This is a genomic window from Thalassovita aquimarina (assembly GCF_018219815.1).
In the GTDB taxonomy this organism is placed as follows: Bacteria; Pseudomonadota; Alphaproteobacteria; order Rhodobacterales; family Rhodobacteraceae; genus Thalassobius; species Thalassobius aquimarinus.
Window position 1 is genome coordinate 22,016 of sequence record NZ_JADMKU010000023.1, and the last position, 26,685, is coordinate 48,700.

The window sequence follows — 26,685 nt, forward strand, 5'->3', positions numbered from 1 at the left end:
GTGGCCTGAAAGGGAGACAGAAATGCCCAGCTACACCGCCCCCACCAAGGACATGCAGTTCGTGCTGCACGAATTGCTGAAGGTCAGCCAGACGGATATTCCCGGCTATGCCGATCTTGAGGCCGACTTCACCTCGGCGGTACTGGAAGAAGCGGGCAAGATCACTTCCGAGGTTCTGGCGCCGCTGAACGTCGTCGGCGACACCGAGGGCTGCGTGCTGGAAAACGGCGTGGTGCGCACGCCGACCGGGTTCCAGGAAGCCTTCGACCAGGTCCGCGAAGGAGGCTGGACCGGGCTCGACATGCCGGAAGATTTCGGCGGCCAGGGCCTTCCTTACGTGATGGGCACGGCGACCGGTGAGATGTTCAGCGCGGCCAACCAGGCCTTCACCATGTATCAGGGCCTGACCCACGGCGCGGCTTCGGCGATCCTTGCCCATGGCAGCGACGAACAGAAGGCCACCTATCTGCCCAAGATGGTCAGCTGCGAATGGACCGGCACCATGAACCTGACCGAACCGCATTGCGGCACCGACCTGGGCCTGATGCGCACAAAGGCCGTGCCGCAGGACGATGGCAGCTACAAGATTTCCGGTCAGAAGATCTTCATCTCGGCCGGTGAACACGAAATGTCGTCCAACATCATTCATCTGGTGCTGGCCAAGATTCCCGGAGGCCCCGAGGGCATCAAGGGCGTGTCGCTGTTCATCGTGCCCAAGTTCATGGTGAACGAAGACGGCACCCCCGGCGCGCGCAACGGCGTCAGCTGCGGCAAGATCGAAGAAAAGATGGGCATCCACGGCAATTCCACCTGCGTCATGAACTATGACGAAGCGACCGGCTACCTGCTGGGCGAGGAACACAAGGGCATGCGCGCCATGTTCACCATGATGAACGAAGCCCGCATCGGCGTCGGCATGCAGGGTCTCGCGCAGGCCGAGGCGGCCTATCAGAACGCGCTGATCTACGCCAAGGACCGGCTGCAGGGCCGCGACGTGACCGGGGTGAAGAACCCCGATGGGCCGGCCGACCCGCTGATCGTGCATCCCGATATCCGCCGCAGCCTGATGGACCAGAAGAGCTTCATCGAGGGCGCGCGCGCCTTCATGCTGTGGGGCGCGATGATGATCGACCGGGCGCACCGGATGGGCGACAAGGATGCCGACGGGCTGATCAGTCTGCTGACCCCGGTGATCAAGGGTTTCCTGACCGACGAAGGCTACGACATGACCGTGCAGGCACAGCAGGTCTATGGCGGTCACGGCTACATCGAGGAATGGGGCATGTCGCAGTTCACCCGCGACGCCCGCATCGCGATGATCTACGAAGGCGCCAACGGCGTTCAGGCGCTCGACCTGGTGGGCCGGAAACTGGCCCAGGACGGCGGCAAGCACGTGATGGCCTTCTTCGACATGGTGAAGAACTTCATCAAGGACAACGCCGACAACGAAGCGCTGAAGGCCAATTTCCTCGACCCGCTGAAACAGGCGTCGAAGGACCTGCAGGCCGCTGGCATGTTCTTCATGCAGAACGGCATGAAGAACCCCAACGCGGCGCTGTCGGGCTCGTACGACTTCATGCACCTCTTCGGTCATGTCTGCCTCGGCCTGATGTGGGCGCAGATGGCCAAGGCAGCGCAGGAAGCGTTGGATGCAGGCGCCTCGGACAAGGCGTTCTATGAAACCAAGCTGGCGACCGGGCGCTACTACATGGCGCGCCGCCTGCCCGCTACGGCGATGCACCTCGCCCGCATCAACAGCGGCGCGGATCCGGTGATGGCGCTGGACGCCGGCCAGTTCTGAGCACGGGGACCAACCCGCGCCTTGACTTACCGACAGGGGCGGTGCCCCGCTCGCGGCGCCGGCGCGCAGGGGATGCGCGCCGGTTGACCCCGGCAAGGAGGACCGACATGCCCAAACGTTTCCGACTGACCCGGCGTATGCCGATCGCGATGACCGAGGATGCCTATCGGCGGCTGAGGAAATTCGCGGCCGAGGCCGGGCTGGACGAGGGCGAGGCGATTTCCTTCGTCTTCGAGAATTTCGACGGGATCATCGATCACGAGAATTTCGGCCACAAGCTGCGGCTGTTCAATTCGACGTTGGACGCGCGGAAACGCTAAGCAAAGCGGGAGGCCGGAATTGACGCGACGATCGATCACCAAGATTTGCATCGAAGCGGTCGTAGCGGAACTGTGGACGCAAGCGAACGTTGCGCGCATCTATTGGGGGAACACCGCGCCGGGCCTGGCCCCGCGGAGAACAAACTGAGGAGGACCCCGAAATGACGATCAAACTCTACTGCTTCGGCGAAAGCGGCAATTCCTACAAGGCCGCGCTGGCGCTGCAGCTCAGCGGGCTGGAGTGGGAACCGGTTTTTGTCGATTTCTTCAACGGCGAAGGCCGCAGCCCGGAATACCTGCAAAACGTCAACGAGCTGGGCGAAGCCCCGGCGATGATCGACGGCGACCTGAAACTCAGCCAGTCGGGCGTGATCCAGCAATATGTCAGCGACAAGACCGGCAAGTTCGCGGGCCAGACCCAAGAAGAGAAATACGAGGTTCTGCGGTGGATTCTGTGGGACAACCACAAGCTCAGCTCGCAAGCCGGAATGACCCGCTTCCTGATGAATTTCCTGCCCGAGGACAAGCGCCCGGCCGAAGTGATCGGCTTCATGCAGGGTCGCCTGAAAGCCGCTTACAAGACGCTGGATCACCACCTCGAGGGCCGTGACTGGATCGTCGGCGATGGCATCACCAATGCCGATCTGTCCTGCTGCGGCTACCTCTATTATCCGGAACCCTTCGGGTTCGACCGCGCCGACTGGCCCAATATCGACCGCTGGCTAAGCAACATCAGCGACCAGCCCGGTTGGAAACACCCCTATGACCTGATGCCCGGATCGCCTGCCGATCGGGCCTGAAACGAAAAGGAAGGCATGAGATGACCGACGCCTACATCTATGACGCCGTGCGCACCCCGCGCGGCAAGGGCCGCCCCGACGGCAGCCTGCACGAAGTGACCTCGGTGCGGATGTCCAGCACCGTTCTGAACGCGCTGAAGGACCGCAACGGCCTGGACGGTCACGCGGTCGAGGACGTGATCTGGGGCAACGTCACCCAGGTGATGGAACAGGGCGCCTGCCTGGCGCGGACCGCCGTTCTGGCCTCGGATCTGGATGAATCGATCCCCGGCCTGGCGATCAACCGGTTCTGTGCATCCGGCATGGAAGCGGTGAACCTGGCCGCCAACCAGGTCAAGGGCGGGGCCGGTGAGGCCTATATCGCCGGCGGCGTGGAAATGATGAGCCGCGTGCCGATGGGCAGCGATGGCGCCGCCGTGGCCGCCGATCCTTCCGTCGCGCTGGACCAGTATTTCGTACCGCAGGGCATTTCCGCCGACATCATCGCCACCGAATACGGCTTCACCCGCGATCAGGCCGACGCGCTGGCGGTGGAATCGCAGCGCCGCGCCAAGGCCGCGTGGGACGACAACCGGTTCGCAAAATCGGTGATCCCGGTCACCGACGTGAACGGTCTGACCATTCTGGATCACGACGAATTCATCCGCCCCGGCACCGACATGCAGACGCTTGGCGCGCTGAAGGCTTCGTTCAAGGACATGGGCGAGGTGATGCCGGGCTTCGACAAGGTGGCGCTTCTGAAATACCCGCACCTGGAAAAGGTCAACCACATCCACCATGCCGGCAACTCCTCGGGCATCGTGGACGGATCGGCCGGCGTTCTGGTCGGCAACGCGGAATTCGGCAAGAAATACGGGTTGAAACCGCGCGCCCGCATCCGCGCGACCGCCAAGATCGGCACCGACCCGACCATCATGCTGACCGGCCCGGTTCCGGCGACGCAGAAGATTCTTGCCGAAAGCGGCCTGTCGATTTCCGATATCGACCTCTTCGAGGTGAACGAAGCCTTCGCCTCGGTGGTGCTGCGCTTCCAGCAGGCCTTCGACGTCGACCCCGAGGTGATCAACGTCAACGGCGGTTCGATCGCGATGGGCCACCCGCTGGGCGCCACCGGCGCGATCATCATCGGCACGCTCTTGGACGAACTGGAACGGTCGGACAAGGAAATGGGCCTTGCCACGCTGTGCATCGCGTCCGGCATGGGCGCGGCGACCATCATCGAACGCGTGTAAGCAGGGGCAGGAGTGAGAGACATGACTGATTTCACCATGAAAAAGGACGCCGACGGCGTCGCCATCGTCACCTGGGACTGCCCCGGCAAATCGATGAACGTGATGAGCGGCGAAGCCCTGGAAGAGCTGAGCAGCCTGATCGACGACGCGCTGGCCGATGAGGCCGTCAAGGGCATCGTGATCACGTCCGGAAAGAAAGACTTCGCCGGCGGCATGGACCTGAACGTGCTGGCCGACATGAAATCCGCAGCCGGTGACAACCCGGCGCAGGGCCTGTTCGATGGCATCATGCAGATGCACGGTCTGCTGCGGAAAATCGAGCTGGCGGGGATGGATTTCAAGACCAAGAAAGGCGGCAAGCCGATCGCATCCGCCCTGCCCGGTACCGCCGTTGGCATCGGGCTGGAACTGCCCTTGTCGACCCACCGCATCTTCGCCGCCGACAATTCCAAGGCCAAGATCGGCCTGCCGGAAATCATGGTCGGCATCTTCCCCGGCGCGGGCGGCACCACCCGTCTGGTGCGCAAGATGGGCGCGATGGCAGCCTCGCCCTTCCTGCTGCAGGGCAAGCTGGTCGATCCGAAGAAGGCCAAGGGCGCGGGCATCATCGACGAAGTGGTCGACGATCCGGTCGCCGCGGCCAAGGACTGGGTGCTGAACGCCAAGGACGCCGACCTGGTGAAACCGTGGGACGCCAAGGGCTACAAGATGCCCGGCGGCGCGCCCTACCACCCGGCCGGTTTCCAGACCTTCGTCGGCGCCTCGGCGATGGTCAACGCCAACACCAACGGCGCCTTCCCGGCGGCAAAGGACCTGCTGAGCGCAGTCTATGAAGGCGCGATGGTCCCCTTCGACACCGCGCTGAAGGTCGAGGCGCGCTGGTTCACCCATATCCTGATGAACCCGTCGTCGGCGGCGATGATCCGGTCGCTGTTCCTCAACAAAGAAGCGCTGGAAAAAGGCGCTGTTCGTCCCAAGGGCATCGAGGACCAGTCGGTCAAGAAAGTCGGCGTGCTGGGCGCGGGCATGATGGGCGCGGGCATCGCGCTTGTGTCGGCCATGGCCGGGATCGAGGTCGTGCTGATCGACCAGAAGCAGGAAGCCGCGGACAAGGGCAAGGCCTATACCGAGACCTTCATGAACAAGGGCATCAAGCGCGGCAAGGCGACGGCGGAGAAGAAGGAAAAGGTCCTGGGCCTGATCACCGCCACCACCGATTACGACGCGCTGAAAGACGCCGACCTGATCATCGAGGCGGTGTTCGAAGATCCGGGCATCAAGGCCGAGGTGACCAAGAACGTCGAAGCGGTGATCCCTGAGGATTGCATCTTCGCGTCGAACACCTCGACCCTGCCGATCACCGGGCTGGCCAAGGCATCGTCCCGCCCCGAGCAGTTCATCGGCATCCACTTCTTCTCGCCGGTCGAGAAGATGCTGCTGGTGGAAATCATCAAGGGCAAGGAAACCGGTGACCGAGCGGTGGCCAAGGCGCTCGATTACGTGCGCCAGATCCGCAAGACCCCGATCGTGGTCAACGACGCGCGGTTCTTCTACGCCAACCGCTGCATCATCCCCTACCTGAACGAAGGCGCGCGGATGGTGGCCGAGGGCGTCGCACCGGCGCTGATCGAGAACGCCGCGAAACAGCTCGGCATGCCGCTTGGCCCGCTGCAGCTGGTGGATGAAACCTCGCTCGATCTGGGCGTGAAGATCGCCAAGGCGACCAAGGCGGCGATGGGCGATGCCTATCCGGCCGACATGAAGCCGGTGGACGACCTGATGTTCTCGATGGTCGATGAGGGCCGGTTGGGCCGCAAGTCGAAGGCAGGGTTCTACAGCTACGACGAAAAGGGAAAGCGGACCGGTCTTTGGGAAGGTCTGGCCGAAAAATGTCCGGTCGCGGACGAACAGCCCGACCTGATCGAGGTGCAGCACCGGCTGATGTTCTCGCAGGTGCTCGAAGCGGTGCGCGCGCTGGAAGAAGGCGTGCTGGAAGACATCCGCGAAGGCGATGTCGGCGCCATCCTGGGCTGGGGCTTCGCGCCGTGGTCGGGCGGCCCGTTCAGCTGGCTCGACATCCTCGGCACGCCTTATGCGGCGGAACGCTGCGATCAGCTGACAGAGGCTTATGGCGATCGTTTCGCCTGCCCGGCTCTGCTGCGCGAAATGGGCGAGAAGGGTCAGACCTTCTATGGCCGCTTCGGCAAGCAGGACAAGGCGGCGGCGTAAGCCGCAGCCCATCGGAAGAGCTCAGCGCGTCCCTTCGGGGGCGCGCTTTTCTTTTGCAGGGAAAGAAAAAGAGGCCGGCGCCTGACCGCGGGCGGGCGCCGCTGTTCGGTCTGGGTGAGAATGTGAAGAATGGCTCCCGCCCTTGTTCAAATCGCAGCGCGCATATCCACCGGATCAAAGGCATACCCGAACCGCTCGATATCCTCGGCGCAGATATCGGCCAGAAACGCTGCGTCGCTGTCGCTGTAATAACTGCGGTAATCCGTCCGCCGCGCCGATGCATTCACCCGCGGCAGGCTCAGCTTGAATCCCAGGTGATCGGCCAGCGGCGCCGCGTCCTCCTCCGCCCGTTCCAGCCGGATATAGAGATCGCACACCTCGTTGCCGCGCGCATCGGTCATATAGGACCGCGCCGGGCTTTCCTTCAGCGACCGCCAGGTCTGCGGATGGCTGAGAAAGCCGCTGAAATCCTCGCCCCGCGCCAGCGTCACCGCCGGGTGGTCGAATACCTGATCACGCAGCCAGTGATAGTAGCTCACCGCCCGGTCCCAGGGATTGCGCACCATGGTGAAGGTGAAATAACGCTCGATCTCGTCAGCGCCGACCAGGCCCTCGATATCGGCCAGGGTGGAATGTTTCCACAACCGCCCGCGCGTATCCGCCGCCTGAAACTTGCGCCGCCGCTTCGCCGCCTTGGGCGTATCGCCGATCAGGATATCGTCCTTCTTCCCACGGTCCTCCAGCGCCAGCGCCATCGAGGTACCGCCGGTTTTCGGGATGTGGATGAAGATGTATTGCCGCCCGTGCGAAATGAACATGGCCGCGACGCTAGCGCAAACTGCGCGACGGGAAAAGTCCCCCGCGCCCCGCGCCAGATTGGTAGTCATACGGACTTTTCAACGCTGCGATTGCCGCGCAATATGCGCCACGAAAGAGGAGGATATTTCATGGGTTGGATGGCTGACGAAACCGGTCTGGGCAAGACGGACGCGAATTACGTGCCGCTGACGCCGCTGTCCTGGCTGAACCGCGCCGCGGCTGTGTTCCCCGATCACCCGGCGGTGGTCTATGGGACGCATCGCAAGACTTACGTGGAATACCGCGAACGGGTGACGCGGCTGGCCTCGGCGCTGACCAAGCTGGGGGTGGAACCGGGCAACGTGGTCGCCACCATCCTGCCCAATATCCCGGCCCAGGCCGAGGCGCATTTCGGCGTGCCCGCCTGCGGTGCCGTATTGAACACGATCAACACCCGGCTCGAAGCCGACACCATCGCCTACATCCTCGATCACGGCGAAGCCAAGGTCGTGCTGGCCGATCCACAATTCCTGCCGGTGCTGGCCGAGGCCGTCGAAATCATGGACGGCCCCGCCCCTATCGTGATCGAGGTGGCCGACGATCAGGCCGGCGTCCACGCGATGAGTGACCATATGGAATACGAGGCCCTGCTGGCGACCGGCGACCCGGATTTCGAATGGATCATGCCCGAGGACGAATGGGAATCCATCGCGCTCAACTACACCTCCGGCACCACCGGGCGGCCCAAGGGCGTGGTGTACCACCATCGCGGTGCTTACCTGAACGCGATGGGACAGGTGATCAGCTGGCGGATGACGCTTCATCCGCGCTACCTGACCATCGTGCCTCTGTTCCACTGCAACGGCTGGTGCCACACTTGGATGATGCCGGTTCTGGGCGGTACCGTGGTGTGCTGCCGCGACATCACGGCACGCGCGATCTTCGACGCCATCGCGGATGAAAAAGTGACCCATTTCGGCGGCGCGCCGATCGTGCTGAACACGCTGGTCAATTCGCCCGAATCCGACCGCCGCGAATTCGATCACGTGGTCGAGGTCTTCACCGCCGGCGCCCCGCCCGCCCCCGCGACCCTGGCCAAGATCGAACCGATGGGGTTCAACGTAACGCAGGTCTATGGCCTGACCGAGGTCTACGGCCCGGCCACCGAATGCACCTGGGGCGACCGCTGGGACGATCTGCAGGGCGACGACCGCGCCGCGATCAAGGCGCGCCAGGGCGTGGCGATGCCGATCTATGAACACATCACCGTGGTCGACGAAAAAATGCAGCAGATCCCGATGGACGGGGTAACGCAGGGCGAAATCGTGATGCGCGGCAACGGGGTGATGAAGGGATACCTGAAGAACCCCGACGCCACGGCCGAGGCCTTCGCCGGCGGCTATTTCCATTCCGGCGACATCGCGGTGCAGCACCCAGACACCTACGTGCAGATCGCCGACCGGGCCAAGGACATCATCATTTCAGGCGGTGAAAACATCAGTTCGGTCGAAGTCGAGGGCGTACTGATGGCACATCCCGACGTGCTGCTGTGTGCGGTGGTAGCGAAGCCGGACGAAAAATGGGGCGAGGTGCCCTGCGCCTTCGTCGAGCTGAAGGATGGCCATTCGGCGGAGGAGGCCGACCTGATCGCCTTTGCCCGCGAACGTCTGGCCGGGTTCAAGACGCCGAAGAAGGTGGTGTTCCAGGAACTGCCCAAGACCTCGACCGGCAAGATCCAGAAATTCGAGCTGAGGACGATTGCCAAAGGGCTATGATCGGCCCGCCTCTTGTATTGCAGAAAAACATTCCATATATGGAATATCAATACACGCACCGGGTCTGCGCAAACACCGTTTTGCGGTTTCTTCGCCCGGTGCGCCCCACACAAGAGGATATAGAAATGACCGTCAATCAAGCCGTTACCGCCTTTGCGGGCTTCATGGTTCTGCTGTCGCTGGTGCTGACCTACTTTGTTCACCCGGGCTTCGTCTGGTTCACCGCCTTCGTCGGCGCCAACCTGTTCCAGTCGGCCTTCACCGGGATGTGCCCGGCCGCGTCCATCTTCCGCAAGATCGGCCTGAAAAACGCCTGATCCGCGCTAGGCAGGTGTCACGTCACCTGTCCTAGCCGATGGACGCCCCACCCCACGCCATGTTATTCAGGGGCCAAAGCACTAGGCAGAGCAGCCCCTGAATGACAGCCCTGACGAAATACCAGCGGATCGAGGCATCCGGGCTCTGGCGCGCGACGCCCGAGGATCAGCGCCGCGAGGTGATCGTGTCGATCGGCGACGCGACGCTGATGATTTCCGACCTGCGCGACCGGGCGCTGACCCACTGGTCGCTGCCAGCCTTGGTGCGGGTCAATCCCGGCGACTGGCCGGCGATCTATCACCCCGACGGCGATCCCGGCGAAACGCTGGAACTGACCGAAGACGAAAGCGAAATGGTCGCGGCGATCGAAAAGCTGCGCCAGGCGATCGAACGGCGCAGACCGAAACCGGGGCGGCTCAGGACGGTGATGATGGCGGCCTCGCTTGCCTCGGTGCTGGCGGTGGGGGTGTTCTGGCTGCCCGGTGCGATGATCGATCACGCGCTGTCCGTGGTCCCCGAGGTCAAGCGACAGCAAATCGGGCAGCGCCTGCTGGCCGATATTGAACGCGTGGCCGGCCCCGCCTGCAACGCAGCGGGATCACGCCCGGCACTGGACCGGCTGGCCAGGCGTCTGACCGGGGACGGATTGCGGCTGAACGTGGTGCAGACCTCGGTTTTCGACGCCGCGATGCTGCCCGGCAACCTGATGGTGCTCAGCAGCAGCCTGTTCGAGGATTACGAAGAACCCGATGTCGCCGCCGGGCACATCATCGCCGAACGGCTGCGCGCGCGCGAAATCGATCCACTGGAACGACTGCTGAGCGAAAGCGGCATGTTCAGCAGCCTCAGGCTGCTGACCACAGGCCGGTTGCCCGACGAAGTGCTGAAAGCCTATGCCGAAACGCTGCTGACCCGTCCCGCGACCGATCTGTCCAGCGAGGTGCTGCTCAACGGTTTTAACGAGGCGGGAGTGAAATCGACGCCCTATGCCTATGCGCTGGACGTATCGGGGGAAGCCACCCTGCCGCTGATCGAAGCCGATCCTTTCCCCGGCCAGGCGCCCAGCCCGGTGTTGTCGGATAGCGACTGGATCAGGCTGCAGGGGATTTGCGAAGGCTAGAAGGTTGTGGGCGACCAGTCATCGCCGGATCGTCGCCTGAGGAACAGTTGTGCAGCGCAACATGAAAGCACCGCCCCCCAATCGGAGTTCAGCTATCTGGTGAAGGAAATCGACAAGGTGAAGCGATAGATGCCCGCCTCAATTCCCTTGGGGGCCCGGGGCAACGCGGCGCGGCGGACGGTATGGAGCGCAGCACTGTCGAAGGCCGGGTTGCCCGACGACTGAACGATTCCGACATCATGCAATTTCCCGGCGGCCGAAACCCTGAGCCAAAGCTGGGTTCTGCCCTGCCCGGTCGCCCCTCCCGGATATTGCTTGCGTCTCTCGACCCGGGCGCGGATCGCGCTGCTCCAGCGTGACATTAGGCTGGCACTGGATTTCACGGCGGTCTCGCTCGCCGCGGATATGTCCGACTGACCTGCAACCGATCGCCCGCCGGTTCCTGCGGCTTTCTGTATGGCTGCGGCGGGCGCAGGGGCCGGATTCGCTGCGGCCTGCTGCTTCGGCCGTTGCGGTTGTGCCCGGCGCGGTTTCGGCCGCGGAGATGTTTCAGGGGCAAGCCGCGAAAGTGGCGCGGGTGGTGTCGCATCGTCGATCCGGGGCAGCACGGGTAAAGTGCCTGACGCCAGCGGAACTGCTGCGGGCGGAGTCGCCACCGGGACCGCTTGGCGCGCGGACAGGACCGGCGCCGGCCTGGTAGCATCCGGCACAGGCAGACCCGCGGGTACCGGCGACAGGTCCAGCTCGGGCGACCGGTCCCATTCCGCGACCAGGGCCTGCAGCGCTGGCGTGCCGCCGATCACGGTGACCGATGCCATCCCTTCCTCCCCGGCCGAGCCGTGCACGCCACCTGCCGTGCCCTGCCAGAAGGCCAGATGCGCGGCCACCGACAGGCCGAGAAAGCCTATGAACTCGACCACGGGTTTCATTTCGACCGCACCGCAAGCGTGACCTCGGTGATCCCCACGGCGGCCAGCCGGCCAAGCGTTTTGGCCAGCACGGGCGCCGGCAGATCCAGATCGGCCCGCAGGATCAGCGGGCCGCTCCCTGCGGCCGACAGCGCCGGCCAGACGGCATCGCCGAGCAACGGACCAAAGGCCAGTTCGCCCTGCTTCGACAGGTAAAGCACACGCTGACGGTCAAGCGCCCTCTCGCTTTCCGCTTGCGGAGGGGTCAGGTCGAAGGGCCGCGGCGGCGCGATCCGCGCCGTCATCATGAAGAAGATTAGCAACAGGAATACCACGTTGATCATCGGCACGATGCTTTCCGTGGGGCGCCTGCGGGAGGGTGTGGCAAAACGCATCGCTTCTACTCCACGATTGCCAGCGACCCGAAGCCGGCGGCGCGCAGGCTGTCGGTCACGTCGATCAGCCGTTGCAGGCTCACCCCTGCTTCGGAGCGCAGAACGATGATGTCATCCGGCGTTGCGGTGAGATCCGCCAAGGCCCCGGCCAGCCCGTCCTGTGCCACCGGGGCGCCGTTGAGCGTCAGGCCTTCGGCGGCGATCTCGATCAGGCGCGGCGGGCCGCTGTAATCGGTCCCCGATCCGCCCGTCGACAGGGGCAGCGCCGCCTCGCGCCCGAACTGCGATGCCAGCATGAAGAACACCAGCAACAGGAACACCACGTCGATCATTGGTGTCAGGCTGGGCCTTCGGCGCGGGCGCGTGGTGGCGAAGGAAAACATCAGGCGGCCTCGTCACCTTGGGCACGGCTGGTGAAGAACCGCGTCGCCATCTGTTCCAGGTCGGCCTGCACGCGCTCGCCGATGCCTTCGAACCAGCTCAGCGCGACGGCGGCGGGGATTGCCACCGCCATCCCGGCGGCAGTGGTCAGAAGCGCCTCCCAGATGCCGCCCGCAAGGACCGACGGATCGGCCTGACCGCCGCTTGTTTCCAATGCCTGGAACGCCTCGATCATGCCAAGAACCGTGCCGAGAAGCCCGATCAGCGGCGCGATCGTCATGATCAGTTCCAGCGGGCGCAGCCCCGCGCGCAGTTGTCCCAGTTCCCGTTGCGCAACGCTGGTGATCTGTTCACGCGCCAAGGCATTAGGCAGGTCACGCCCGGATTGCAACGCCGCGACAAAGCGCAGATGCAGGTTTCGTGTGCCGGGGCGCGCGGCGCCCGGTTCTCCGGCCAGCGCGTCCCGCAGGGCGCGTTCCGCCCGCCCCTTGGCCCAGACCCCGTCCAGCGTCAGGCGCCAGATCTTCCAAAGCACGATGGCGACGGTCAGCACCGACAGCGCCGCGATCGCCCAAAGCGCCGGGCCACCGGTATCGAGAAATCCTCGCAGGGCAATCATGTCGAGGGTCATTGTTCCGTCCCCTTGGTTGCGGCACCGACCGGCATCGCATTCACGTCACGCATCCAGTGCCATCCCGTTCAATCGCGGTTCCATATTGGCACGCCAATCGCGCGCCCCGGCCAGCGTCGCGTCATAGACCGCCGCGCCGATCGCTTCGCCCGTTTCGGTGTGCAGCCCGGCATAGTCCTGCGCGCCGTGCGGGGCGGCGATGGCGATGCAATCGGTGCCGGTACCGGTCGCGATGCCGGTGGGCAGGGCGAGGCCGACCTCGATCACCGCCGCCGTCCGGGCCTGCGTGGCGATGCTCATCGCCTCGATCAACCCGGCCTGCGTCAGCCCGCAATCCAATTGTACCGCGATATTGATGGTTCCGAAATCGCCCGGTTTGCGCAGCACCCTGCGGCCGACACGTTCGGCGTTCGACAGGCCCACGGTGGCGACGCAATGCGCGCTGCAGCCCCCGGCGCTGGCGGTCGCCTCGGTAAAGCTGCCGACATCGCGCGAGGTCAGCAGCGCCACCGCATCCTGCGCCTGCACCCTATCCAGTTCGCCCGACAGCCAATTGCGCACATCCAGGTCGGGGGTCAGGTCGGCATTGCGCACCTCGCGCCAAAGGATGCGGCGGGCGGAAGCGAAACCGGGGCGGTTGAGGCTCCAGCTCAGCACCTGATGCTCGGCCCCCAGGTCGAATTCGAGCCAGGGGCGGGTCAGCGTGACGCGCGTCATTCAAGCACCTCCAGCGGTTGGAACACCGGGCCCTGGTCGGTGTGTTCGAACCAGGCGGTGATTCCGAAAACGTCGCGGATCAGGCTGGGGGTCAGCACCGTGTCCGGTGCGCCATCGGCCACGATGCCGCCCGCGTCCAGAACGATCAGCCGCGTGCAATGGCGCGCCGCCAGCCCCAGATCGTGCAGCGACACGATGACCGAACGGCCCGCTTCGGCCAGCCGGGCGAAACTTTGCATGGTGGCGATCTGATGCGCCGGATCGAGCCCGGCAATCGGTTCGTCCGCCAACAGCAGCGGCGTGTCCTGCGCCATCGCGCGGGCCAGCAGCGCGCGCGCCTGTTCGCCGCCGGACAGGCGGGTGGCGGTGCGTTGGCGGAAGGCTTCCAGCCCCATCTCTTTCAGCGCGTGGTACACCGCCAGCCGGTCGGTTTCGGAAGCGCGCTGGCGCGGGCCCAGATGCGGAATACGCCCCAGCATCACCAGCGTTTCAACCGTCACCGGCCAGGCGATTTCGCGCGCCTGCGGCATCCATGCCGCCCTGCGGCTGCGATCCTGCGGCGGCAGATCGGCAAGGCTGGATCGCCCCTGATACGGGATCAGGCCGAGACAGGCGCGCATCAACGTGGTCTTGCCCGCGCCGTTGGCCCCGATCAATCCGATCAGTTCGCGCCGCCCCACCTCGAAGGACAACTCCGACAGAACCGGGCGCCCGCGCAGGGTCACGCTGAGTTCGGACACGGCAAGAAGAGTTTCATCGCCGGTCATAGCCCTTCCCTCCGTGTCCGGTAGATCATGTGCAGGAACAGCGGCGCACCGACCAGCGCGGTCAGCACGCCGAGCTTCAGGTCCTTCGACGGCACCACGATCCGCACCGCGATGTCGGCGGCCAGAACCATCGCCGCGCCACCCAGTGCCGATGCCCCAAGCAAGCGACCGGGACGGGCATCCACCCAGCGGCGCAGGATGTGCGGCACCACCAGCCCGACGAAGCCGATGCTACCGGCCACGGCGGTCGAGGCACCGATGACGCAGGCGGTGCCGAAGACCAGCGTCAGCCGCAGCCGGGACAGGCCGATGCCCATCGCCGCAGCGCTGTCTTCGCCCAGCGTCAGCGCGTCCAGACCGCGCCGCAGGCTGGCCAGCAGGACCGCGCCCAGCAGGGCGAAGGGCAGCGCGATCCAGACATGGGTCATCGACCGGTCGGCCAGCGACCCCATCATCCAGAACACGATTTCATTGGCCGCGAACGGGTTGGGCGACAGGTTCAGCACCAACGAAATCAGCGCCCCGGTCAGCGATGAAATGGCGATCCCGGCAAGGATCAGCGTCAGCGACGTGCCGCGCGGCCCGGCCAGCGCCAGCACCACAAAGACGCCCGCCAGCGCCCCGGCCAGCGCCGCCAGCGGCAGGCCAAGCGCGAAACCGGCGGCAAATCCGGTCTGGATCGCCAGAACCGCGCCCAGGGCCGCCGATCCCGACACCCCGATCAGCCCGGGATCGGCCAGCGGGTTGCGCAGATAGCCCTGCATCGCCGCCCCCGCCAGCCCGAGGCTGCCACCGACCAGCAGCGCCAGCAGCGCGCGCGGCAGGCGGATTTCGCGCATCACCAATGTAAGCGGCCCGCCGTCACCGGCGATCAGAGAGCGCAGGCTCTCCATCGGGCCGATCTGCGCGGGACCGATCACCAGAGACACCGTGAACAGGACCAGAACGGCCAGGATCAGGCCGGAAAAAAAAACCCGCCCGCGCATTATTGCCCCTCCTGTTCGATACGGCGGCGCAGCGCGGCGATGTCTTCGATCGCGCGCAGCACATAGGGCGTGCCGCACAGCCAGTCGTGATCGGCGATCCGGGTTCCCGGCAGGGTGTGGCGCAGGGTTTCGACCACCGGGTGGTCGAGAATTTCCTCGGACCGGGACGCCCCGGGATAGGGGGTACCGGTGACCAGCGCCTCGGGCGCGGCCAACGCCAATACCTCCAGCGGCATCACGCCGCCCGAACTCAGACCGGCTTCGGACGCGACATTCGCCAATCCGGCGGCCAGCAGGATTTGCCCAGACAGGGTGCGGTCGCCGGTGGTATAGCCGTTGGCGTGGTAAATCGCGGTGCGTGGGCGGCGAGTGACCTCGGCCTGCAGGTCGGCCAGCCGGGTATCGAAATCGCGCAGCATCGCGGCGGCCCGTTCCTGTTGCCGCAGCGCCGCCCCCATTTCGGTGATCCGGGCGCGCACATCGTCGAGCGAATAGGCCGGATCGAATACCGCAACGGGAATGCCCAGCCGTTTCAGCATCGATACCGTGGCCCGGTCCGAATAGCGCCCGGCAAGCACCAGACCGGGGTCGAGCAGATAAATCTCTTCCGCCAATTCATGGTTCTTGTGGTAGCCCCTGGCGTCTTCCGCCATTGCCGAACTGCGCGGATCATAGGCCAGATGCGAAACGGAAAGAAGCTGGCCGTCCCCGGCCAGCATCATCGCAAGCTGATCCGTGCACAGGTTCAAAGACACGACACGGGCGGGCCGGGCCGGGTCTTCGCCCGCCACGGCCATGGCCCCCGCCAGCAAAAGGGCGGGGACAAGGGATATCAGCCTAGAACTCCGCACGAAGCCCGAATGCGAAGCTGCGGCCCGGCATGTTGTAACCGCCCGCGGTTTCGTAGTCTTCGTCGAGCGCGTTTTCAATCCGCAGATAGGCCTTGGCGGTATCGGTCACGTCATAGCTGGCCGACAGGTTCACCAGCGTGTAATCGCCCACCTTGTGACCTGCGGGCGCATAGGGGCTTGGCACGATGTCGGCGGTGCGCTGCAACTCGAGGCTGCCCGAAGCGCGGTTCCCGATTGCGGCTTCGACGCCCAGCACCAGATCATGGCGCGGCACCCGAGTCAGCCGCTCGCCGCTGTTGCGTGCGTCGGTGTAGGTGTAGTTGCCGTAAACCGAAACGCGGTCATTCAGGTCGTATTGACCGGCCAGCTCCACGCCCTTGCTGACCGTGGTGCCCGGCACTTGGGCATAGCAGCCCCAGCCGCTGCTGCAAGCGGTGGAGGTGCCGTCGAATTCGATCAGGTCATCGACCTCGGTGTAGAAGGCGGTGACCTTGAGCATCCCCATTCCGCCGAAATCGTGTTCGACGCCCAGCTCGGCATTGCGACTTTGTTCCGGCTGCAGGGCCGAATTGCCGTAGGGGCTGAAAAGTTCGTAAAGCGACGGCGCGCGGAACCCGGTGCCGATGACGGCGCGCAGGGTGGTGGCGTCGGTCACCCGCCAGACCCCGGCTACACGCCCCCCGAAATTGTCGCCGAAGATGGAATGATCATCGTAGCGGGCGGTCAGCGACAGGTCGACGTTCCCCGCCGGGGCCAGCTGCAGTTCGGCGAAGGCCGAATTGGTGTCATATGCACCGCTATCGGTATCGGTGGCGAAGCTTTCCTCGGTCCGGTCGAGGCCGAAATTCAACGTCGCGCCATTGTTCAGGTCGGCATTGGCCAGATAGGAGAACTGTTTCCGGTCTCCGTCGAACATCGTCGTCCAGCCGCCCGGGTCACGCCGTTCGGAGGTGAATTTGGAAAAGCTCAGCGTGTGTTTGACAGCGCCGGTCGCCAGTTCGGCAAAGACGCGCGCGCCCGTCTGATCGGTAAAGTTTTCACCGCTGTTGTCGGTGGGAGAGCGGTCGATTTCGGCCTCGGCGTCGCGCCACAGGGCCGAGCCGCCGAGGGTCAGAACGTCGCTGACCTCGTGCCGTGCCGACAGGGTCAGCATGTGCTGTTCGAACCCGTCCTTTTCACTGTCGCCGGACCGCGCCGAAATACCTTCGGAGGTGACGGCGGAATAGGTCAGGGCAACCTCGCCCCGGTCGGATTTCTGCGCCAGGCTCAGGCTGCCGGTATAGGTGCCGAAGCTGCCCGCTTCCAGCGCGGTGCTGCCCGAAAAGCCCAGTTCCTGCGCGCGCGGAGTGGTGATATCGATCACGCCGCCGATCGCTTCGGACCCGTAAAGCGCCGATTGCGACCCTTTCAGAACCTCGATCCGGCCCAACGCCCCGGTGGTGAAGCCGCCGAAATCGAAACTGGTCTGGGTGCCGGACGGGTCGGTCACGTCGATCCCGTCGATCCGCACCCCGATATAGCTGTTGTTGAAGCCCCGGATGCGTAGATTGGTGGTGCTGCCAAGACCGCCATTGGCCGACAGGCTGACCCCCGGCACCCGGGTCAGCGCCCGGGCCAGCGAACTCGATTTATCAAGGTCTTCGGCGTCCACGACATCGACGCTGGCGCCACTACGCGACAGCGGCAATGGTGTCAGGTTGCCCGATACGGTGATTTCACCGAGATCATAGGTATCTTCGGACAGGGCCGGGGTGGATAGAAGCGCGAAACCGGCCACCGAGGCCAAAAGCATAGAGCGGGTCATTTCAAGTCCCTCATGGACGGCCCTGCGGGCCGGTCGTTCTTGTCATGTCCTTGGGGGAACGCTTGTCCTCCGCAGACGGTGGACACCACGACGGAAGGATTCCGCAGCCCATGACGCCCCTCGCGCACGGACAGGGTGTTGGCTTCGGCAGGTCTCCTGACTTGCGGGTCTCGGTTCAGCCGGGCCTTCCCGCCGTGTTTTGCACAGCAGTGGCATTTGCCGGCTTCACTCGCCGCTCACAGTTGCGGGGGCAGTCGCGGAATTGGCGCCTGTTGGCTACACCTCACCACGTTCCCTATTATCCGGGCGACTCATTGCCCAGACCGAAGCGGGGTCCAATTAATCATGGCCAGCGACGTTGTAAAGCGCGCCGACGGATAGAAAGACCCCCCGCCCTGAGGGCGGGGGGTCGCGGGAACTTTGTTCGTGTCACGTCAGCGGCGCAGGAATGCGTCCGCGAATCCGGCCTTGCGAACGGTGCCGAGCGCCTGCTGCGCACCGGACGCCGACGGGAAAGGACCGGCCACCACGACCTGATAGGGTTTGCCCTTGCGCTTCGTGGTCCAGACCCGCACAGGCAACCCGGCGCCTTTCAGACGCAGCGCGGTATTGCGGGCATTGTCCGGCACTCCGAAGGTGCCGACCTGCACGTAGGTTCGGCCATTGGCCTGCTCCGTCCGGGCCGTCTTCGCCGCCGGGGCCGATCTGACCGGCGCCCGCGATTTCGTCGACATCACCCCTTGGGTCTTCTTCTCGGCCTTGACGCGCTCGGCCGCGGCGACCGTTCTGACCTGCGTGGTCAGGTCGGTGAAGGGATAGCGAAGGTTCGGATGCTGACGGGTCACGTCGCGGCCGCTGGTCCGGTCGATCAACTGGCGCGGCACGGTCCGGGTCCACACCAGATCCATCTGCGCCATGCCACGGGCGTCCCGGCCACCCCGATAGGGATTGAGCCGGTCGTCGTCCCAGACCGGTCGATAGCCCTCGGGGATTGGATTGGCATCCCGGACGTGGACCGGGTTGTCATAGACGCGGCCCAGCATGATCCGGGATTTGGCGGAGGCACTGACGGCCACCGGCCTTGCCGACACGGGGCGCGCGGCAGGGGCGGCCGCCGGAAAAGAGGGGGCGACGCGACCCTGCCCGGTGCCGCGGGTGGCGCTGAACGGCGATTCCGCCTGCGGGCCACAGCGCAGCCCGGAACCGGTCATGTATTTCCGACCGATTTCAGAAATGTTCCGACAAGTGGTTGCAGCGGGGGCCGGGGCCGGGTTCGCCGCCGGACGGGCTTGCGGCGCAGGCCGCACCGGCTTGATCATCTTGGGCGGCGTGAAGATCGACGCGATGGTCGTCATCGGTTTGCGGGTTGTTCGCGGCTTCGAAGCCGGTTCGGTTTGCCGAACCACTTTCACCCGTTTTTTAACCGGCTGCGACGCGGCCGTCACCTTTTCCGCAGCAGCCGGTTGCGTCGGCTGGGCGGGTTTGTCGGCGATCACCGGCAGGTTCTTCGCTGCGGGCTTGGCGAATGTCGGCTGGGCATCGCAAATATGCTTGCGCCCGCGGGTCACCCGCGGCACCCAGGTGACGTTGCCGTCGATACCCGCACGGATGTAAACGCAGCCGCGGCTGTCGACGTAATGCTGCCCCTTGTAACTGGCCGGAGGGAATTCCGCCGGTTCATCGGCATTGCGCAGGGTGGCTGTTTGACCGGCCCCTGCCGCCGCGCAGGCGAGGAAAGCGGCGCTGGCGAAAACTCTGGTAAATTTCATTTGTGCCCCCACACGAAATGTGAGGACACTGTGCACGAATTGATTCGACGAGTAAAGCGAATCACAGCCTATTTTGTGCCGAACATGCGGTCACCCGCATCCCCTAGTCCCGGAACAATATAGCCTTTGTCGTTCAGCTTCTCGTCGACGGCGGCGGTAATGATCGGCACATCCGGGTGTGCTTCCTTCATCCGCGCCACCCCTTCGGGAGCCGCCAGAAGGCACATGAAACGGATATTTGTAGCGCCCGCTTCCTTCAGCAGATCGATCGCGGCGGCCGAACTGTTGCCGGTGGCCAGCATCGGGTCAACGACGATGACCAGCCGGTCGTCGAGCCCTTCGGGAACCTTGAAGTAGTACCGCACCGGCTTCAGCGTTTCCTCGTCGCGGTAAAGCCCGACGAAACCGACCCGGGCCGAGGGGATCAATTCCATCACCCCGTCCAGCAGGCCGTTGCCTGCGCGCAGGATCGAAATCAGGGCCAGCTTCTTGCCCTTCAGAACCGGGGCTTCCATTTCCTGCATCGGGGTTTCAATGGCGCGCGTCGTCAGCTCCATATCGCGGGTGACCTCATAGGCCAGCAGCAGGCTGATTTCGCGCAGCAGGTGGCGGAATTCCCCGGTCGAGGCGTTTTTGTCGCGCATCAGGGTCAGTTTGTGCTGTACCAGCGGGTGGTCGACGATGGTCAGGTGATTGGTCATGCTCGCTCCAGTCTTTCCTTGATGCGATTTCGTGTGTCATCGTCACAAAAGGCCGCTTCGATGGCAACTCTATTCAGTTCCGCGAAGTCCTCCGCGCCCCAGCCGAAGGCGCGTTCCAGTGCTTCGTATTCGCGGGTCATGGTGGTGTTGAAAAAGGGCGGATCGTCGGTCGATACCGTCACCTTGACGCCGGCATCGCGCAGCTTGGCGATGGGATGGGCCCCAATGCCAGGATAGAGCCCCAGAACCACGTTCGATCCCGGACAGACCTCGAGCACGATTTCCCGTTCGGCCAGGATGTCGACCAGGGCCGGGTCCTCGATGGCGCGCACCCCGTGGCCGATCCGTTCCACCCGCAGGTCCTCGACCGCCTGCCGCACCGAGGCGGGGCCTGCGAATTCGCCGGCATGGGTGGTCAGCCGCAGCCCCGCTTCGCGGGCGCAATCGAAGGCCCAGGCGAAATCGCCCTGCCTGCCCATGCCTTCGTTGCCGCCCATGCCGAAGCCGGTGATCCAGTCGCCGGCGGTTTCGGCGGCGCAGATCGCCGTCTGCTTGGCCTTGTCCGGGCCAAAATGGCGGATGCAGGTGACGATGCCGCGCAGGGTGATGCCCATTTGCGTTTCGGCCGCGTCAGCGGCTTCCTGCATCGCGTGCAGGTATTCCTTCCAGGCCGTCACGTCACGGCCGCCGCAGAATTCTGGGCTGAGGAAGCTTTCGGCATAGACGACGCCGTTTTCGGCACATTGTTCCAGCACGGCCAGCGTCAGGCGGCGGTAGTCGTCGGGCGTTTTCAACACCTGCGTCGCGGCTTCGTAAACCTGCAGGAAATGGGGGAAATCGCGGAAGGTGTAATTGCCCCGCTCGTCGAACACCCCCGTCAGGTCAATGCTCTTTTCCTGCGCCAAGCCGCGGACGAAAGCAGGCGGCGCCGCACCTTCCAGGTGCATGTGCAGCTCGACCTTGGGAAAATCCTTCCAACTCATAAAAAGCTCCGTCCCGGCCCCTGCGCGGGCACATTCAAATGATCGGCCACGCTGGCCGCGACATCGACATATTGGACCAACCCGCAGCTGCCCGCGCCCTTGCCCGCGATCAGCACCGGCACCCGTTCGCGGGTGTGGTCGGTGCCGCTCCAGCTGGGGTCATTTCCGTGATCGGCGGTGATCAGCAACATGTCGTCCGGGCGCAACCTCGGCAGGACCTTGGCCAGTTCCGCGTCGAACCATTCCAGCGCCCGGGCATAGCCCGATATGTCTCGCCGGTGACCGTAAAGGCTGTCGAACTCGACGAAATTGGCGAAGGTCAGGCTGCCGTCTTCGGCCTCGTCGACCAGATCGTTCAGATGGGTCATCAGCTGCGCGTCGCTGCCCTTGCGCACCTCGTCGATGCCGTGCATGGAAAAGATGTCGCCGATCTTGCCGATGGCATAGACGCGGCGCCCCTGCCCCTGCACCCAATCACACAGCGTCAGTTCGGGCGGGGCGATGGCGTAATCGTGGCGGTTGGTGGTGCGGGTGAAACCGTTCTCCACCGTGCCGACAAAGGGCCGCGCGATGACGCGGCCCACCTTCATCTCGTGCACGATGGGGGCGACGTCCTGGCAGAGCTTCAGCAACCGGTCGAGCCCGAAATGCTCCTCGTGTGCTGCGATCTGCAACACGCTGTCGGCGGAGGTATAGCAGATCGGCCAGCCGCTGCGGATATGTTCGGCGCCGAGGTCGGCGATGATCTTCGTTCCGCTTGCATGACAATCGCCGAGGATGCCATCGGTGCCCGCCAGTTCGGCCACCTTGGCCGACAGATCGGGCGGGAAGGACGGTTTCGTATCGGGGAAGTAATGCCAGTCCCAAGGCACCGGCACGCCCGCCAGTTCCCAATGGCCCGAGGGCGTGTCCTTGCCCGGACTGACTTCGGACGCCGCGCCCCAGAAGCCGGTGGGGGCACCCGCCCCCAACCCCGGGGCGGCCTCGCCTGAGGCCAGCTCGACCGTCGCGCCAAGCCCCAAGGCGTCGAGCGTCGGCAGATGCAACGGGCCGCTGCGCCCGTCCTCGGCCCGCCCCTCGGCGCAGGCGCGGGCGATATGGCCGACGGTGTTGGCGCCGGTATCGGGCTTGTCGCCGTTGAAAAATTGGTCGGCATCCGGCGCACCGCCGATGCCGACGCTGTCGATCACGATCACGAAGGCGCGCGCCATCAGCCGATCCTTTCATGCACAAGCGGCGGCAGATCGGGTGCCTTTGGCGCCAGCGTCACCGCCGACAGGACCGAGGCGCAGGCCGCATCCGCCGCCGCTTCGCGCGCCGCGTGGACTCGCGCCAAAGGTTGGCCTTTCTGCACCTTGGTCCCCAGCGGCAGAACGTCCGAAATGCCCACCGCGGGGTCGACGACATCGCTTTCCACCTGTCGGCCGCCGCCCAGTTCGACCACGGCAAGGCCCAGTTCCTGACCGTCCATCGCCGCGACATAGCCATCGCATCGCGCCAGAACTTCGCGGATCACCGGCGCTTCGGGCAGGAAACGCTGCCAGTTGTCGACGAATTGCACCGGCCCGCCCTGCGCCGCGACCATGCGGCCGAAACACTCCGCGGCGCGGCCGTCGGCAATCGTGCCGACGATCATTTTCGCGCCGGCCTCGGCATCCTTGGCCAGCCCCGCATTGGCCAGCGCCACGCCGCCCAGTTGCGCCGTCAGTTCCAGCAGAGGCCCCTGCGCCTGTCCGGTCAGCACCCGCATGGAGCTTGCCACTTCCAGCGCGTTGCCCAGTTCGGGCGCCAGCGGCTGGTTCATGTCGGTGATCAGCGCCGAGGTCTGGCACCCGGCGGCATTGGCGGTGGTGACAAGCGCCTGCGCCAGCGCGCGCGCCTCTTCGGGAGTTTTCATGAAGGCACCGGTGCCGACCTTCACGTCCAGCACCAGCCCTTCCAGACCGGCCGCAAGTTTCTTGGACAGGATCGAGGCGGTGATCAGATCAAGGCTTTCCACCGTGGCGCTGACATCGCGGATCGCATAAAGCCGCTTGTCGGCGGGCGCGATATCGCCGCTGGCCGACACGATGGAACAGCCGACCTTGCCGACCACGTCGCGGAACTGCGCCTCGCTCAGGTCGGTGCGGTAGCCGGGGATCGCTTCGAGCTTGTCGAGCGTGCCGCCGGTATGGCCCAGACCGCGGCCCGAAATCATCGGCACGCAGGCGCCGCAGACCACCAAGGCCGGGGCCAGCACCAAAGACACGCAATCGCCGACGCCGCCGGTGGAATGCTTGTCCAGCACCGGGCGATCCATGTTCCATTTCAGAACATCGCCGGAATCGCGCATCGCGAGCGTCAGCCCGACCCGCCCTTCTTCGTCCAACCCGTTCAGCAGCGCGGCCATGGCAAAAGCCCCGGCCTGCGCGTCGCTGACCGTGCGGTCGGCCAGACCTTGGGCGAACCAGTTCAATTCGTCGCGACTGACGGCTTTCTTGTCGCGGACCTTGGCGATGATGGCACGGGCATCCATCGCGGATCAGCTCCGTTCCATCTGGGACTTCTTGAACGCCCCAGGCAGCAGTTCCTCCAAGGTCACGGTAACCTCGGGCCCGTCCGTCGTCGCCATGCGCACCGGTACGTCGCCCTTGCCGAACTCCGACAGTTTCTGCCGGCAACCGCCGCAGGGGGTGACGGGTGTGGGGGAGTCCGCGATCACGCAGACCTCGATCAGTTCGGTTTCGCCGGCCGCCACCATCGCGGCAATCGCCCCGGCCTCGGCGCAGGTGCCTTCGGGATAGGCGGCGTTTTCGACGTTGCAGCCTTTATAGATCGCACCCGATTTCGACCGGATCGCCGCGCCGACCTTGAAATTGGAATAAGGTGCATAGGCCCTTTCGCGCACATCGCGTGCCGCATCCAGCAATGACATATTGATACCTCCTGACCGGATCGCAGGCCCGGATCGCGCCCGCTTTCGCTTTTTACCTTTTGGAAAACTCTGACCTGCCCCGCGGCCATTTGCAAGCTCGGCCCTGACGCCAACGAAAAAACATCATCTTTCATCCCCTCAAAAAGTAGTTTAACGCTAAACTAACCCGAGCGGAGGATCCCATGAGTGACAACCAGAATGAATCCCTGCGCCAGGCGGCGCTGTTTTACCATGAACACCCCAAGCCCGGTAAGCTGGAGGTCCGTGCAACTAAACCCCTGGCCAATGGCCGCGACCTGAGCCGCGCCTACAGCCCCGGCGTCGCCGAGGCCTGCCTCGAGATCAAATCCGACCCGGCCAATGCCAGCCGCTATACCGCGCGCGGCAACCTGGTGGCGGTGGTGTCGAATGGCACCGCCGTTCTGGGGCTGGGCAATATCGGTGCGCTGGCGTCCAAGCCGGTGATGGAAGGCAAGGCGGTTCTGTTCAAGAAATTCGCCAATATCGACTGTTTCGACATCGAGGTGGATGAAAGCGATCCGGAAAAGCTGGCCGATATCGTCTGTGCGCTTGGCCCAACCTTCGGGGCGATCAACCTGGAAGACATCAAGGCGCCCGATTGCTTCATCGTCGAAAAGATCTGCCGCGAACGGATGAACATCCCCGTTTTCCACGACGATCAGCACGGCACCGCCATCGTCGTGGGAGCTGCCGCCACCAACGCGCTCCGGGTGGCGGGCAAGGCCTTCGAGGATATCAAGATCGTGTCCACCGGTGGCGGCGCGGCTGGCATCGCCTGCCTCAACATGCTGCTGAAACTGGGGGTGAAGCGGGAAAACGTCTGGCTCTGCGATATTCACGGGCTTGTCTACGAGGGCCGAAGCGAAGACATTACCCCGCAAAAGGCGGAATTCGCCCAAGCCAGCGACAAACGTACGCTGGACGATGTGATCGACGATGCCGACATGTTCCTTGGCCTGTCCGGTCCCGGCGTCCTGACCCCCGACATGGTGGCCAAGATGGCCAAGCGGCCGATCATCTTCGCGCTGGCCAACCCGACCCCGGAAATCATGCCCGACGCGGCGCGCGCGGTCGCCCCCGACGCGATCATCGCGACGGGGCGGTCGGATTTCCCGAACCAGGTCAACAACGTGCTGTGCTTCCCCTTCATCTTCCGCGGTGCGCTGGATGTCGGTGCGACCGAGATCAACGACGACATGTCGCTGGCCTGCGTCGCCGGGATCGCGGAACTGGCCCGCGCAACCACCAGCGCCGAGGCCGCGGCGGCCTACAAGGGCGAGCAATTGACCTTCGGCGCCGATTACCTGATCCCGAAGCCCTTCGATCCGCGCCTTGTCGGCGTGGTGTCGGCCTCGGTCGCCAAGGCCGCGATGGACAGCGGCGTCGCCACAAGACCGATCGAGGATCTGGACGCCTACAAGCACAAGCTGAACCAGTCGGTGTTCAAATCCGCGCTGCTGATGCGCCCCGTCTTCGATGCCGCCCGCGCCGCCGCGCGCCGGATCGTCTTTGCCGAGGGCGAAGACGAACGGGTGCTGCGCACCGCGCAGGCGGTGCTGGAGGAAACCACCGAAACCCCGATCCTGATCGGTCGCCCGGACGTGATCGAAACCCGCTGCGAACGCGCCGGGCTGACCATCCGTCCCGACAAGGATTTCGAAGTGGTGAACCCCGAAAGCGATTCCCGCTACCGCGATTACTGGCAGTCCTATCACGAACTGATGCAACGCCGGGGCGTCACGCCGGATATCGCTAAGGCGATCATGCGCACCAACACCACCGCCATCGGCGCGGTGGCGGTGCATCGCGGCGACGCCGACAGCCTGATCTGCGGCACTTTCGGCGAATATCGCTGGCACCTGAACTACGTCACACAGATCCTGGGCAGCGATGAGCTGTCGCCGCACGGCGCGCTTTCGTTGATGATCCTCGAGGGCGGCCCGCTGTTCATCGCCGATACTCAGGTGCATGAACTTCCCAGCCCCGAAAGCATCGCCAGGATCACCGAAGGCGCCGCGCGCCACGTGCGCCGGTTCGGGCTGGAACCCAAGATCGCGCTGTGTTCGCAATCGCAGTTCGGCAATCACAGCGAAGGATCGGGCAAGCGCCTGCGCGAGGCACTGGCGATCCTCGACAGCAAGCCCTGCGATTTCACCTATGAGGGCGAAATGAACCTCGAAACCGCGCTGGATCCGGAGCTGTGCAACCGCATCTTCCCCAATTCGCGCCTGCGCGAAGCGGCCAACGTTCTGGTCTTTGCCCATGCCGACGCCGCGTCGGGCGTACGCAACATCCTGAAGATGCGTGCCGACGGGCTGGAGGTCGGGCCGATCCTGATGGGCATGGGCAACCGCGCCCATATCGTGTCGCCTTCGATCACCGCGCGGGGGCTTTTGAACATGGCCGCCATCGCCGGAACCCCGGTGGCGCATTACGGCTGAGACACAGGAGGCCGGGCGGTTCG

General features: G+C 64.8%; 25 protein-coding genes and 1 riboswitch. Of the genes, 9 read left to right on the plus strand and 16 right to left on the minus strand.

Annotation, left to right across the window (positions count from 1 at the left end):
* Window positions 1-22 precede the first annotated feature (22 nt).
* The 5 genes from IT775_RS18580 to IT775_RS18600 all read left to right on the plus strand — a co-directional run bounded on the left by IT775_RS18580 (window position 23) and on the right by IT775_RS18600 (window position 6,382).
* Window positions 23-1,801, plus strand: coding sequence for an acyl-CoA dehydrogenase C-terminal domain-containing protein (locus IT775_RS18580; RefSeq protein WP_212702739.1), 1,779 nt, complete (start codon window positions 23-25; stop codon window positions 1,799-1,801).
* Window positions 1,802-1,908: 107 nt separating this feature from the next.
* Entirely contained in the window at window positions 1,909-2,121 is a 213-nt protein-coding gene (locus tag IT775_RS18585) for a hypothetical protein (protein WP_212702740.1), read from the plus strand.
* A gap of 161 nt (window positions 2,122-2,282) precedes the next feature.
* The gene (locus IT775_RS18590; protein ID WP_212702741.1) at window positions 2,283-2,921 is read left to right on the plus strand and encodes a glutathione S-transferase family protein; all 639 of its coding nucleotides are present in this window, start codon (window positions 2,283-2,285) and stop codon (window positions 2,919-2,921) included.
* Window positions 2,922-2,941: 20 nt separating this feature from the next.
* Window positions 2,942-4,153 carry an acetyl-CoA C-acetyltransferase gene (locus IT775_RS18595; protein ID WP_212702742.1) on the plus strand — a complete coding sequence of 404 codons (1,212 nt, stop codon included), beginning with the start codon at window positions 2,942-2,944 and terminating at the stop codon, window positions 4,151-4,153.
* Between the two features lie 21 nt (window positions 4,154-4,174).
* Complete coding sequence (locus tag IT775_RS18600; RefSeq protein ID WP_212702743.1) at window positions 4,175-6,382, plus strand: 3-hydroxyacyl-CoA dehydrogenase NAD-binding domain-containing protein; 2,208 nt, start codon at window positions 4,175-4,177, stop codon at window positions 6,380-6,382.
* Window positions 6,383-6,528: 146 nt separating this feature from the next.
* Here IT775_RS18600 and IT775_RS18605 read toward each other — a convergent pair whose 3' ends face one another.
* A complete protein-coding gene (locus IT775_RS18605) occupies window positions 6,529-7,200 on the minus strand; it encodes a sulfotransferase family 2 domain-containing protein (protein WP_212702744.1) in 672 nt (223 codons plus the stop codon).
* A gap of 129 nt (window positions 7,201-7,329) precedes the next feature.
* On the opposite strand from IT775_RS18605, the gene IT775_RS18610 reads away from it, so the two are divergent.
* From IT775_RS18610 to IT775_RS18620, 3 genes are all read left to right on the plus strand, one after another.
* On the plus strand, window positions 7,330-8,955 hold the full coding sequence (locus IT775_RS18610) for an AMP-binding protein (RefSeq protein WP_212702745.1): 1,626 nt from the start codon (window positions 7,330-7,332) through the stop codon (window positions 8,953-8,955).
* A gap of 125 nt (window positions 8,956-9,080) precedes the next feature.
* The gene (locus tag IT775_RS18615) at window positions 9,081-9,272 is read left to right on the plus strand and encodes a YgaP family membrane protein (protein ID WP_212702746.1); all 192 of its coding nucleotides are present in this window, start codon (window positions 9,081-9,083) and stop codon (window positions 9,270-9,272) included.
* Window positions 9,273-9,373: 101 nt separating this feature from the next.
* Entirely contained in the window at window positions 9,374-10,393 is a 1,020-nt protein-coding gene (locus tag IT775_RS18620; protein ID WP_212702747.1) for a hypothetical protein, read from the plus strand.
* 92 nt (window positions 10,394-10,485) lie between these two features.
* Here the strand turns inward: IT775_RS18620 and IT775_RS18625 are convergent, their stop codons facing one another.
* From IT775_RS18625 to IT775_RS18695, 15 genes are all read right to left on the minus strand, one after another.
* Window positions 10,486-11,322, minus strand: a complete 837-nt coding sequence (locus tag IT775_RS18625; RefSeq protein WP_212702748.1) for a TonB family protein — start codon at window positions 11,320-11,322, stop codon at window positions 10,486-10,488.
* Entirely contained in the window at window positions 11,319-11,696 is a 378-nt protein-coding gene (locus IT775_RS18630; protein WP_212702749.1) for an ExbD/TolR family protein, read from the minus strand. Before IT775_RS18630 ends, IT775_RS18625 begins: the two co-directional genes overlap by 4 nt.
* 5 nt (window positions 11,697-11,701) lie before the next feature.
* Window positions 11,702-12,079, minus strand: coding sequence for an ExbD/TolR family protein (locus IT775_RS18635; RefSeq protein ID WP_212702750.1), 378 nt, complete (start codon window positions 12,077-12,079; stop codon window positions 11,702-11,704).
* On the minus strand, window positions 12,079-12,708 hold the full coding sequence (locus IT775_RS18640; protein WP_212702751.1) for a MotA/TolQ/ExbB proton channel family protein: 630 nt from the start codon (window positions 12,706-12,708) through the stop codon (window positions 12,079-12,081). The genes IT775_RS18635 and IT775_RS18640 overlap by 1 nt, the downstream gene beginning before the upstream one ends.
* A gap of 45 nt (window positions 12,709-12,753) precedes the next feature.
* Complete coding sequence (locus IT775_RS18645) at window positions 12,754-13,425, minus strand: adenosylcobinamide amidohydrolase (protein WP_212702752.1); 672 nt, start codon at window positions 13,423-13,425, stop codon at window positions 12,754-12,756.
* Window positions 13,422-14,192 carry an ABC transporter ATP-binding protein gene (locus tag IT775_RS18650; protein ID WP_212702753.1) on the minus strand — a complete coding sequence of 257 codons (771 nt, stop codon included), beginning with the start codon at window positions 14,190-14,192 and terminating at the stop codon, window positions 13,422-13,424. Before IT775_RS18650 ends, IT775_RS18645 begins: the two co-directional genes overlap by 4 nt.
* On the minus strand, window positions 14,189-15,178 hold the full coding sequence (locus tag IT775_RS18655) for a FecCD family ABC transporter permease (RefSeq protein WP_212702754.1): 990 nt from the start codon (window positions 15,176-15,178) through the stop codon (window positions 14,189-14,191). The genes IT775_RS18650 and IT775_RS18655 overlap by 4 nt, the downstream gene beginning before the upstream one ends.
* Window positions 15,178-15,975 (minus strand): ABC transporter substrate-binding protein, encoded by a 798-nt coding sequence (locus tag IT775_RS18660; protein WP_212702755.1) that lies wholly within the window; start codon window positions 15,973-15,975, stop codon window positions 15,178-15,180. Before IT775_RS18660 ends, IT775_RS18655 begins: the two co-directional genes overlap by 1 nt.
* 40 nt (window positions 15,976-16,015) lie before the next feature.
* Complete coding sequence (locus IT775_RS18665) at window positions 16,016-17,833, minus strand: TonB-dependent receptor plug domain-containing protein (protein ID WP_212702756.1); 1,818 nt, start codon at window positions 17,831-17,833, stop codon at window positions 16,016-16,018.
* 129 nt (window positions 17,834-17,962) lie between these two features.
* Window positions 17,963-18,176, minus strand: a riboswitch (cobalamin riboswitch).
* A gap of 91 nt (window positions 18,177-18,267) precedes the next feature.
* Entirely contained in the window at window positions 18,268-19,602 is a 1,335-nt protein-coding gene (locus tag IT775_RS18670; protein WP_212702757.1) for an SPOR domain-containing protein, read from the minus strand.
* Between the two features lie 68 nt (window positions 19,603-19,670).
* Window positions 19,671-20,303 carry a uracil phosphoribosyltransferase gene (gene upp / locus IT775_RS18675; protein ID WP_212702758.1) on the minus strand — a complete coding sequence of 211 codons (633 nt, stop codon included), beginning with the start codon at window positions 20,301-20,303 and terminating at the stop codon, window positions 19,671-19,673.
* Window positions 20,300-21,286 carry an adenosine deaminase gene (locus tag IT775_RS18680; protein WP_212702759.1) on the minus strand — a complete coding sequence of 329 codons (987 nt, stop codon included), beginning with the start codon at window positions 21,284-21,286 and terminating at the stop codon, window positions 20,300-20,302. The genes upp and IT775_RS18680 overlap by 4 nt, the downstream gene beginning before the upstream one ends.
* Window positions 21,283-22,497: a phosphopentomutase gene (locus IT775_RS18685; RefSeq protein ID WP_212702760.1), complete on the minus strand. Its 1,215-nt coding sequence runs from the start codon at window positions 22,495-22,497 to the stop codon at window positions 21,283-21,285. Before IT775_RS18685 ends, IT775_RS18680 begins: the two co-directional genes overlap by 4 nt.
* Window positions 22,497-23,801, minus strand: a complete 1,305-nt coding sequence (locus IT775_RS18690) for a thymidine phosphorylase (RefSeq protein WP_212702761.1) — start codon at window positions 23,799-23,801, stop codon at window positions 22,497-22,499. The genes IT775_RS18685 and IT775_RS18690 overlap by 1 nt, the downstream gene beginning before the upstream one ends.
* Window positions 23,802-23,807: 6 nt before the next feature.
* Window positions 23,808-24,200 carry a cytidine deaminase gene (locus tag IT775_RS18695; protein ID WP_212702762.1) on the minus strand — a complete coding sequence of 131 codons (393 nt, stop codon included), beginning with the start codon at window positions 24,198-24,200 and terminating at the stop codon, window positions 23,808-23,810.
* Window positions 24,201-24,382: 182 nt separating this feature from the next.
* On the opposite strand from IT775_RS18695, the gene IT775_RS18700 reads away from it, so the two are divergent.
* A complete protein-coding gene (locus tag IT775_RS18700) occupies window positions 24,383-26,662 on the plus strand; it encodes an NADP-dependent malic enzyme (protein WP_212702763.1) in 2,280 nt (759 codons plus the stop codon).
* The last annotated feature ends 23 nt before the right edge of the window (window positions 26,663-26,685 follow it).